Consider the following 10,674-nt stretch of genomic DNA (forward strand, 5'->3'; position numbering starts at 1 on the left):
TAAGCCCATGGATTTATTCTTTAGAATTAAAGATCAAGGATCAGCTTAGCTGGCTCTTCTAACAATTCTTTAATTGTTACAAGGAAACCAACCGCTTCTTTACCATCGATTAGACGGTGGTCATAAGAAAGCGCCAAGTACATCATTGGAAGAATTTCTACTTGACCATTCACAGCCATAGGACGCTCTTGGATTTTGTGCATGCCAAGAATCGCAGTTTGCGGCGTGTTTAAAATAGGCGTAGAAAGCAATGAACCGAAAGTACCGCCATTAGTAATGGTGAACGTACCGCCAGTCATATCTTCGATGCCAAGCTTACCGTCACGCGCTTTGCCAGCATATGCACGGATGCCGTTTTCTACTTCAGCATAGTTCATGCGGTCAGTATCACGAAGCACTGGAACCACTAAACCGCGGTCAGAAGATACAGCAACACCGATGTCATAGTAACCGTGGTAAACGATGTCGTTGCCGTCAATTGAAGCATTTACAGCTGGGTAACGTTTAAGCGCTTCAGTTGCAGCTTTAACGAAGAATGACATGAAGCCTAGACGCGCGCCATGACGTTTTTCAAATGCGTCTTTGTATTGAGCGCGCATTTCCATGATTGGTTTCATGTTCACTTCGTTAAACGTGGTCAACATTGCTGTTTCTTGAGTTGCAGCAAGCAGACGTTCAGCAACACGTTTACGAAGACGAGTCATCGGAACGCGTTTTTCAATACGCTCGCCTACAGCAACGCTTAATGGCGCAGCAGCAGGAGCTGCTGGTTTCGCTTGATGATTTGCAACATCTTCTTTAGTGATGCGGCCGCCGCGGCCTGTGCCTGCAACGTCAGCAGCAGCAATGCCAGTTTCCGACAAAGCTTTACGAACAGCTGGCGCTTGGTCAGCAACAGGAGCACGCTCAACTACAGGAGCTGCCGCAGCTGGAGCAGCGGCTTCAGGCTGAGCTGCAGGCGCAGCAGCTGCTGCGCCTTCAACAAATTCAGCAATTACTTCTGAAGAAAGCACTGTATCGCCTTCGTTTTTAATGATTTCAGAAATCGTACCGTCTGCAGGAGCAACAACTTCTAGAACAACTTTGTCAGTCTCAATATCACAGATCACTTCGTCACGTGATACAGCTTCACCTGGTTGTTTGTGCCAAGCAGCGATCGTACCGTCCGCAACTGACTCTGGGAATACCGGTGCTTTAATTTCGGTTGCCATTACTTAGAATCTCCTGATTATTCAGCTACGATCGCTAGAGCGTCATTAATGAGCTGAGCTTGTTGTTTTGCATGCAAATATGGTGAACCGCATGCCGGTGCAGCAGATGCTTCACGGCCTGCGTAGCTAATACGTACCTGTTTACCTGACTTCATGATGTCGTCATATAAACGCGGAGCGATGAACAGCCAAGCGCCTTGGTTCTTCGGTTCTTCTTGTGTCCATACAATTTCCGTTGCATTTGGATATTGAGCAAGAACTTCAGCAAGACGAGCTTCTGGGTACGGATACAATTGTTCAATACGAACGATTGCAGTGTTGTTCAATTCTTTTTCACGGCGTTTTTCAAGCAAGTCGTAGTAAACCTTACCGCCGCAAAGCACGATACGGGTAACGTCTGACTTGTTGATGCTGTCGATTTCGTCAATCACAGTTTGGAATGTGCCGTTTGCAAGCTCATCTAGGTTAGATGTAGCAAGCTTGTGACGAAGCAATGACTTCGGCGACATGATGATCATTGGCTTACGGATCGGGCGAAGAGCCTGACGGCGTAAAGCATGATAAATCTGCGCTGGAGTAGTCGGTGTCATTACCTGCATGTTGTCTTCAGCACATAACTGTAAGAAACGTTCTAAACGCGCAGATGAATGCTCTGGACCTTGACCTTCAAAGCCGTGCGGAAGAAGCATAGTCAGACCGCATACGCGCTCCCACTTCGTTTCGCCTGAAGCGATGAACTGGTCAATAACAACCTGTGCACAGTTAGCGAAGTCACCGAACTGAGCTTCCCAAAGCACTAAGCTTTTTGGAAGAGTCGTTGCATAGCCGTATTCAAACGCAAGAACCGCCATCTCTGACAATAATGAGTCATAGATTGCTGTACGCGGCTGGTTCTCTTTCAAGTTACATAATGGAATGTAAGTTGAACCGTCCACTTGGTTATGAAGTTTTGCATGGCGGTGTGAGAATGTACCGCGGCCAACGTCTTCACCTGTTAAGCGCACAAGGAAACCGTCATCTAAAAGTGATGCATACGCTAGAGTTTCGGCAGCACCCCAGTTCAAAGGCATTTCGCCAGTTTGCATTTTCAGACGGTCGTCGATGACTTTCGAAACCTGACGCTGCATTACGAAGCCTTCAGGAAGCTCGCGCATTTTCTTGCCAAGTTCTTTCAAACGCTCGATTGGGAAAGTTGTATCCCATTCGTCTGTATACTCATGACCTAGGTAAGGCGCCCAATCTACAAACATTTTTGTATTTGGCTCAAGCACCAGCGCATTTGCAACGTGCTTGCCTGCTTCTAAATCAGAACGGTACTGCTCAACCATTTGATCAGCAGCAGCGCGGTCAAGAACACCTTCTTGAACCAGCTTGTCTGCATACAAAGTACGAGTCGTCGCTTTTTTGTTGATGACTTGATACATCATTGGCTGAGTTGCTGCCGGCTCGTCCGCTTCGTTATGGCCGCGGCGGCGGTAGCAGAACATGTCAATCACAACATCTTTACGGAATGTATGACGGAAATCATGCGCCAATTGAGCAACAAACAATACAGATTCAGGATCATCGCCATTCACATGGAAGATAGGCGCTTGGATCATTTTCGCGATGTCAGTACAGTATTCTGTAGAACGCGCATCACGCGGATCTGAAGTTGTGAAACCAACTTGGTTGTTTACCACGATGTGAACTGTACCGCCCACTGTATAACCGCGAGTTTGCGACATTTGGAAGGTTTCTTGGTTTACACCTTGACCCGCAAATGCTGCGTCACCGTGAACGATTACTGGCAATACATCGTCACCGCCGATGTCTTTACGGCGTACTTGACGTGCGCGTACAGAACCTTCAACTACAGGACCAACAATTTCCAAGTGTGATGGGTTAAACGCCAATGCCAAGTGAACTTCGCCGCCTGGAGTCATTACGTTTGAAGAGAAGCCTTGGTGGTACTTAACGTCACCAGAACCTTTCTTATGAAGAGATTTACCTTCGAACTCACCAAATAGGTCAGCTGGGTTTTTACCCATGATGTTTACAAGAAGGTTTAAACGGCCGCGGTGAGGCATACCGATAACAACTTCTTTACAGCCAACTGAACCAGCGCGCTGGATCAATTCATTTACCATAGGGATAAATGATTCGCCGCCCTCAACACCAAAACGTTTCGCGCCAACGAATTTGTTGCCTAGGTATTTTTCTAAGCCTTCAGCTGCTGTTAAGCGCTCAAGAACGTGTTTCTTTTGTTCTGCGTTATAGCCGAATTGACCGCGTGCACCTTCTAAGCGCTGTTGAATCCAGCGTTTTTCTTTTGTGTCCACGATGTGCATGTACTCTGCGCCAATAGAAGAACAGTATGTTGCTTCCATTGCCTGAACCATTTCACCCAGCGTAGCTTCATCTTTACCGATTGCTAAGTTGCCTGTGTTGAATGGCGTATCTAGATCTGATTGAGTCAAACCATGCGTTGCCAAATCTAAATCAGGCACGATTTCACGTTTAGCTAAACCAAGCGGATCGAGTTTTGCTTTTTGGTGACCGCGGTTGCGGTAAGCAGCGATTAACTGCAATACACCAATTTGTCGACGCTCATGCTCAGAACTTACTGCACTTTGAACAACAGGCTGAACACGGCTTGAATTGCGGCCTAATAATAGGAATTGCTCACGTACATTACTGTGCGGCTGATCACCTTTAGGGAATTTATCGAAGTATTCGCGCCAGTCAGCTTCTACTGAGTCTGGAGCAACCAAATACTGCTCATAAAGCTCTTCAATATACGCTGCACTGTCAGCGGAAAGTTCAGTGTCAAGACGCAGCGCGTCAGCAACTTCTTGCATTTGTGGACCCATTTCCTATTGCAAAAACATTTCAGGATGCTTTTTAAGCGAACCCATGATTAAAAATGCCATATGATAAACAGCATTAGTCCCCATTAGGCTTAAGCCATGAGGCGTTATCACTGCATCAGGATTACCCAATGCGATTAACGAACAATAACACCCCTCAGCGGCATCATTACTCATTGTTAATACCCAGCAAAAGCTAGGCAATTTTTTGCAAATCGTCTTAGAAAAAATAATTCGCACTGATTATCTTTTCTAAACCGACTTTACAGGCGGATGTTTTTACATTTATATCCTGCTTCAAGCACATAAATTGTTGAAAAAATGTACCCATAGCCGCCGTTTTTCAAATATAGCTGTGTGTCAAATGCTATCACGCAACCAGATTTTGAATTGATTTTTTTGACACATACCATCCATAAATTGGCGAAATACAGTTTAATATTTTCCAGCTAAGATATGGTGCTTTATCTTCAAAAATCTTTCAATTTAGACCAAAGTATAGCCAATCAATTTTCCATAAAACAAAAGAGAGCACGACATTTCTACCGAGGCTCTCCTTAACCGCTATATGATAACATTTTCCGCTCAATTTTACAGGCTTAATAGGCCAAACCATCAAATATTAACCAGCACAATAACCCACCCATAGCCCGCCCTCACTTCAAAACTTGCCAGACAGCAGCCTATCCCATTGACTTCGCTATATTTAAAAACGATTTCTGTTATTAGAAATACACTTTCTTTCGTTATAAAAACACAACAAAACCGCAATAAAGCAAACAGTTAAGCTTTTTAAAATATAAAAAAACGCACCTTGCGGTGCGTTTTTTAGACTTGCGTCAATGCCGCATTAGCCCGCCATATCTAAAAGCATGTTACGGATGTGACCGATTGCTTTAGTAGGGTTCAAACCTTTAGGACATACAGACACACAGTTCATGATGCCTTTACAGCGGAACAAAGAGAATGGGTCGTCAAGACGGTCCAAACGCTCTTGAGTTGCTGTATCACGAGAGTCGATGATGAAGCGGTAAGCATTCAGCAATGCAGATGGACCCAAGAACTTGTCTGGGTTCCACCAGAATGATGGACATGAAGTTGAACAGCATGCACAAAGAATACATTCGTACAAACCATCCAAGTGTTCACGATCTTCTGGAGACTGCAGACGCTCTTTAGGAGGCGCAGGCTGGTTATTGATCAAGAACGGGTGAATTTTGTTGTACTGATCGTAGAACTGATTCATATCAACAACCAAGTCTTTCACAACTGGAAGACCTGGAAGCGGACGGATTGTGATTTCATTTGGCAAATCGTTTAGGTTCCATAGGCACGCTAAACCGTTTTTACCATTAATGTTCACACCGTCAGAACCGCAAATACCTTCACGGCATGAACGGCGGAATGTTAACGTTTCATCTTGAACTTTCAATGCAAGAAGCGCATCAAGCAGCATACGGTGCTTTTCAGTCAGCTCAAGCTTGAAAGTTTGCATGTACGGCGCTTTATCCTTATCAGGATCATAGCGGTAGATATGAAATGTACGGATACCTCTACTCATCTTTATTCTCCCAATTAGAATGTACGCGGTTTAGGTGGAATTGCGTCAACCGATAATGGTTTGTAACGCACTGGCTTGTACTCAAGATGGTTGTCTGAAGAGAACCATAATGTGTGCTTCATCCACTCATCATCACGACGGCCGTATGGGTATTCCGCATGATCTGGAGATTCTTCGAAATCAACCACAGTATGCGCACCGCGGCATTCTTTACGCGCAGCAGCAGAAATCAGTGTTGCTTTCGCTACTTCGTACAAGTTTTCAACTTCTAGAGCTTCAATACGCGCTGTATTGAATACTTTAGATTTGTCTTTCAAGTGGATATTGCGTACACGCGGTTCGATCGCAAGAATCTGCTTCACACCTTCTTCAAGAAGCGCAGATGTACGGAATACACCAGCATGATCTTGAACGATGTCACGAATCGCATCAGCAACTTCTTGAGCATTTTCACCTGAAGTCGAATCGTCAAGCTGACGAATACGCGCAATAGTTTGCTCAAGTACCGTTGTAGGAAGCGGCTGGTATTCATCACCGTGGTGTTTAGTCACGTAGTCGATGATGTGTTCACCGGCAGCTTTACCAAATACAACCAAGTCAAGAAGCGAGTTTGTACCTAGACGGTTTGCGCCATGTACAGATACACATGAACATTCGCCAATTGCATAGAAACCTTTCACTGGTTTAGTGAAATTACGGCCTTCCGCATTTGTAGAATAAACATCAGTATCTTTGTTGTAGTGCGCAACAAGCGCTTCAGTTTCGCGAGATTCAGGAACAACCACCTGACCGTGAATGTTTGTAGGAATACCGCCCATTTGGTAATGGATTGTAGGCACTACAGGAATCGGCTCTTTAGTGATGTCAACGTTCGCGAATTTCTTACCGATCTCAAATACAGATGGAAGACGCTTCATGATCGTTTCAGCACCCAAGTGCGTCATATCAAGCAAGATGTAGTCTTTCTTAGGACCACAGCCACGGCCTTCTTTAATTTCCTGGTCCATAGAACGTGATACGAAGTCACGCGGCGCCAAGTCTTTAAGAGTCGGTGCATAGCGCTCCATAAATGGTTCGCCTGCATCGTTACGAAGGATTGCACCCTCTCCGCGGCAGCCTTCAGTAAGAAGTACGCCAGCACCCGCAACACCCGTAGGGTGGAATTGCCAGAATTCCATGTCTTGCAATGGAATACCTGCACGGGCAGCCATACCAAGACCGTCACCAGTATTGATATATGCGTTTGTAGAAGCGCGGTACACACGGCCTGCGCCGCCTGTAGCAAACAATGTCGCTTTCGCTTGGAATACTGCGATTTTACCTGTTTCTTGGTCAATTGCTGTTACACCAAGAACGTCGCCAGCTTCGTTACGGATTAAGTCTAATGCAATCCATTCAACGAAGAACTGAGTACCCATTTTCACGTTGCTTTGGTAAAGCGTGTGAAGAAGCGCGTGACCTGTACGGTCAGCTGCAGCACATGCGCGAGGTACAGCTTTTTCGCCGTAGTTCGCAGAATGGCCGCCGAATGGACGCTGGTAAATTGTGCCGTCTGCGTTACGGTCAAACGGCATGCCCAGGTGTTCAAGTTCATATACAACTTGAGGCGCTTCACGCGTCATGAATTCGATCGCGTCTTGGTCGCCTAACCAGTCAGAACCTTTAACTGTATCGTAGAAGTGGTAGTGCCAGTTATCTTCTTGCATGTTGCCAAGAGATGCACCGATACCGCCCTGTGCTGCTACAGTATGAGAACGTGTTGGGAATACTTTAGTCAGAACCGCAACTTTTAAGCCTGCTTGAGCAAGCTGGTAAGATGCGCGCATACCAGAACCGCCGCCGCCAACGATGACTGCATCGAAAGTTTCGTGCGGAATATTTGTGTAATCTTCTTTAGGGGTTATAGCGCCCATGATTGTTTCCTATCAATTCGCCCAAAAAATCTGGATCGCCCAGATTGCGTATGCAAATACAGCAATAATCACTGCTGAAGTCAGTACAAGGCGTAAACCTGATGCTGAAGGACCCATTTGACGAGTAGTCACATAGTCAGTGAATACTTGCCACATGCCGATCCATGCATGCGCAACAAGAGATAAGACAGACAATAAAGATAAAATCTTCATTGGCGTAGTCATCATAAAGCCGTACCACTGTTCAAAGCTGAATCCGCCATTACACAGAATCCAACCCAATACCACAAAGGTATAAACAGCTAGAACTACAGCACTTACACGCTGGATAAACCAATCGCGAGAACCTGAACCCGTTAAACCAGTAGCACTTTTCATTAGATAACAATCCAAACAAATGCCGCAATGATACCGATTGCAGACAAGATCAATGAAATAGTAGCTGCGACACGACCGCTTTGCAGCTCTTCAGCAATGCCGACGTCTGCAAGTAAGTGCTTAATACCCGCGATAAGGTGGAAAATTAAGCCGGCTACAAATACCCATACGATGAAACGCACAATAAAGCTGTCAAAAACAGCTTGAACTTGAGCAAAACCTTCTGGAGAAGACAATGATTTGTCTAGAATCCATAGAAGTACCGGTACAAGTAAGAATACGATGACACCTGAAAGACGGTGTAGAATTGATGCAATAGCCACAGGGGATTTTAAGTTTACATCTAAAACTTGACCCATGGACAAATTGACAGGTCTGTTGCTTTTCACAGCGGGCATCCTGTAGTTAAAAACTCCATCCGGAGTTTGTTGGAATTAATTCGAAGGAAAGCTGGCATTTTCAAGCCTTATTTTATCTAAAAGTTAGACATGATAAGACCTAAACTTTTAACGACACTGAATTATAAAACGTGAACTATCAAAATACAAACAGAGGCATTTAGGAAATAGTTAAAAAAATCATTAAATAAGAATCATTAACATCTGTTTATTGCGCAAAAAAACAGCCCCGACTTCACCTTAAGGCACTATGTTATTGGTTTTCAAATATTAAATGTATTTAAATACTTAAAATAGCAAAGCATTCAATGCACTAAAAACCCTTAGACTAAAGGCCAAAAAAACTTTGTTAATTGTTTTCTATATTTTAGCGATTTTGCATAATTGCGCCAAGACTATTATTTAATTAATAAATAATGAATATTTAATTTAAAAAATACCAAAGAAATATCACGTTTCTTAATAAGAACTTAGTCTGTGCATAACTCTCTATTTTATGGCTAAAAATACCAAATAATAGGAAAAATGCAGCTCAAAACCTTTAAATTTGATTATTTTTTAATCTTTTTTTGCGTTTTAAGCAGTTATTTTTTGATCAAACAAACTTTTTTACATCTGCGATTAAGCGCTTTTATTTATGAATAATAAAACATCATTTTCACGCTTCACAAACCTGTAAGTAGTGAAATTTATAATGGTTTAGCGAATTATGTGCAACGAATAATCAAAATCAGTCAGAGCTTTTAGCAATTATAAATTGACTACTATTAAAGCAGCAGACGCATTTTAATCTGCACCTCCCCCTAAATATGACTTATTATACTGCGTCGTTACTGTGATTTATTCATTTTTTAAATGTGTTAAAGCTTTGACTAAACCTCTGTGCGGGCGTCACTTTTATCCATAAGTATAATTGACAAAATTTCAGTACCAACTAATCTTATAGCAAATTTTTGATACGTCTGATTCTCGCATTAAAATATTAGCATTAAGAGTCAGATAAACATTCACCAGGACAGGAGATCGATTGAATGTCTGAAGCAACTGGCAAGAAAGCAGTATTACAGCTTGATGGCAAAGAAATTGAATTACCAATTTATAGCGGCACATTAGGCCCAGATGTAATCGACGTTAAAGATGTATTGGCCGCAGGTCACTTTACTTTTGATCCTGGTTTTGTGTCTACAGCTGCATGTGAATCTAAAATCACATTCATCGATGGCGGTAAAGGTGTTCTTTTACACCGCGGTTACCCAATCGACCAGCTTGCTACTAAAGCAGACTACTTAGAAACTTGCTACCTTCTATTGAACGGCGAACTTCCAAACGCTGAACAAAAAGAAGAGTTTGACGCTAAAGTTCGCAACCACACTATGGTTCACGACCAAGTTAGCCGTTTCTTCAACGGTTTCCGCCGTGATGCTCACCCAATGGCGATCATGTGCGGTGTTGTTGGCGCGCTTTCTGCGTTCTATCACAACGGCTTCGATGTTGAAAACATTGACCACCGTGAAATCACTGCAATCCGCTTAATTGCTAAAGTTCCTACTCTAGCTGCTTGGACTTACAAATACACTGTAGGCCAACCGTTCGTTTACCCGCGTAACGACTTAAGCTATGCAGAAAACTTCTTGTACATGATGTTTGCTACTCCAGCAGACCGTGACTACAAAGTTGATCCTATTCTTGCGAAAGCAATGGACCGTATCTTCACGCTTCATGCTGACCACGAACAAAATGCTTCTACGTCTACAGTACGTTTAGCTGGTTCTACTGGCGCTAACCCGTATGCATGTATCGCTGCTGGTATCGCTGCCCTATGGGGTCCTGCTCACGGCGGCGCGAACGAAGCTGTTCTTACAATGCTTGATGAAATTGGCTCTGTAGAAAACGTTGCTGGCTTCATGGAAAAAGTGAAAACTAAAGAAGTTAAACTTATGGGCTTCGGTCACCGAGTTTACAAAAACTTCGATCCACGCGCTAAAGTAATGAAAGAAACTTGTGACGAAGTGTTAACTGCACTTAACATCAACGATCCTCAGCTTGCTCTTGCTATGGAACTTGAACGTATTGCGCTTTCTGACGAATACTTCATCAAACGCAACCTATACCCTAACGTAGACTTCTACTCAGGTATCATCCTTAAAGCGATTGGTATCCCAACAGAAATGTTTACTGTAATCTTCGCTCTTGCTCGTACAGTTGGCTGGATCAGCCACTGGTTAGAAATGCACAGCGCACCTTACAAAATCGGTCGTCCTCGTCAGCTTTACACTGGCGAAACTCAGCGTGACATCGCTCGTTAATTTGAGCTGCGTTATACGCGACCTAAAAAAACCGCCCTTTCGGGCGGTTTTTTTATAT

General features: G+C 43.8%; 7 protein-coding genes. 1 reads left to right on the plus strand and 6 read right to left on the minus strand.

Features of this window, described 5'->3' with window-relative positions; genetic code table 11:
* Positions 1–26: 26 nt before the first annotated feature.
* From odhB to sdhC, 6 genes are all read right to left on the minus strand, one after another.
* The gene (gene odhB, locus D7V32_RS05075) at positions 27–1,211 is read right to left on the minus strand and encodes a 2-oxoglutarate dehydrogenase complex dihydrolipoyllysine-residue succinyltransferase (RefSeq protein WP_120401820.1); all 1,185 of its coding nucleotides are present in this window, start codon (positions 1,209–1,211) and stop codon (positions 27–29) included.
* 17 nt (positions 1,212–1,228) lie between these two features.
* Positions 1,229–4,051 (minus strand): 2-oxoglutarate dehydrogenase E1 component, encoded by a 2,823-nt coding sequence (locus D7V32_RS05080; RefSeq protein ID WP_120401834.1) that lies wholly within the window; start codon positions 4,049–4,051, stop codon positions 1,229–1,231.
* A gap of 859 nt (positions 4,052–4,910) precedes the next feature.
* A complete protein-coding gene (locus D7V32_RS05085; RefSeq protein WP_120401821.1) occupies positions 4,911–5,621 on the minus strand; it encodes a succinate dehydrogenase iron-sulfur subunit in 711 nt (236 codons plus the stop codon).
* Between the two features lie 14 nt (positions 5,622–5,635).
* Positions 5,636–7,534, minus strand: coding sequence for an FAD-binding protein (locus D7V32_RS05090; protein ID WP_120401822.1), 1,899 nt, complete (start codon positions 7,532–7,534; stop codon positions 5,636–5,638).
* Between the two features lie 12 nt (positions 7,535–7,546).
* On the minus strand, positions 7,547–7,912 hold the full coding sequence (sdhD, locus tag D7V32_RS05095) for a succinate dehydrogenase, hydrophobic membrane anchor protein (RefSeq protein ID WP_120401823.1): 366 nt from the start codon (positions 7,910–7,912) through the stop codon (positions 7,547–7,549).
* Entirely contained in the window at positions 7,912–8,310 is a 399-nt protein-coding gene (sdhC, locus tag D7V32_RS05100; protein WP_120401824.1) for a succinate dehydrogenase, cytochrome b556 subunit, read from the minus strand. The genes sdhD and sdhC overlap by 1 nt, the downstream gene beginning before the upstream one ends.
* A 1,031-nt stretch (positions 8,311–9,341) precedes the next feature.
* Here sdhC and gltA point away from each other — a divergent pair.
* Positions 9,342–10,616 (plus strand): citrate synthase, encoded by a 1,275-nt coding sequence (gene gltA / locus D7V32_RS05105; RefSeq protein WP_120401825.1) that lies wholly within the window; start codon positions 9,342–9,344, stop codon positions 10,614–10,616.
* The last annotated feature ends 58 nt before the right edge of the window (positions 10,617–10,674 follow it).

The organism is Acinetobacter tianfuensis (assembly GCF_003611465.1).
Lineage (GTDB): Bacteria > Pseudomonadota > Gammaproteobacteria > Pseudomonadales > Moraxellaceae > Acinetobacter > Acinetobacter tianfuensis.

What these genes read in the sequence shown, in the direction of transcription:
- odhB (WP_120401820.1), bottom strand. Translation starts at nt 1,211, where the DNA reads ATGGCAACCGAAATTAAAGCACCGGTATTCCCAGAGTCAGTTGCGGAC.
- sdhC (WP_120401824.1), bottom strand. Translation starts at nt 8,310, where the DNA reads ATGCCCGCTGTGAAAAGCAACAGACCTGTCAATTTGTCCATGGGTCAA.
- D7V32_RS05090 (WP_120401822.1), bottom strand. Translation starts at nt 7,534, where the DNA reads ATGGGCGCTATAACCCCTAAAGAAGATTACACAAATATTCCGCACGAA.
- sdhD (WP_120401823.1), bottom strand. Translation starts at nt 7,912, where the DNA reads ATGAAAAGTGCTACTGGTTTAACGGGTTCAGGTTCTCGCGATTGGTTT.
- gltA (WP_120401825.1), top strand. Translation starts at nt 9,342, where the DNA reads ATGTCTGAAGCAACTGGCAAGAAAGCAGTATTACAGCTTGATGGCAAA.
- D7V32_RS05080 (WP_120401834.1), bottom strand. Translation starts at nt 4,051, where the DNA reads ATGCAAGAAGTTGCTGACGCGCTGCGTCTTGACACTGAACTTTCCGCT.
- D7V32_RS05085 (WP_120401821.1), bottom strand. Translation starts at nt 5,621, where the DNA reads ATGAGTAGAGGTATCCGTACATTTCATATCTACCGCTATGATCCTGAT.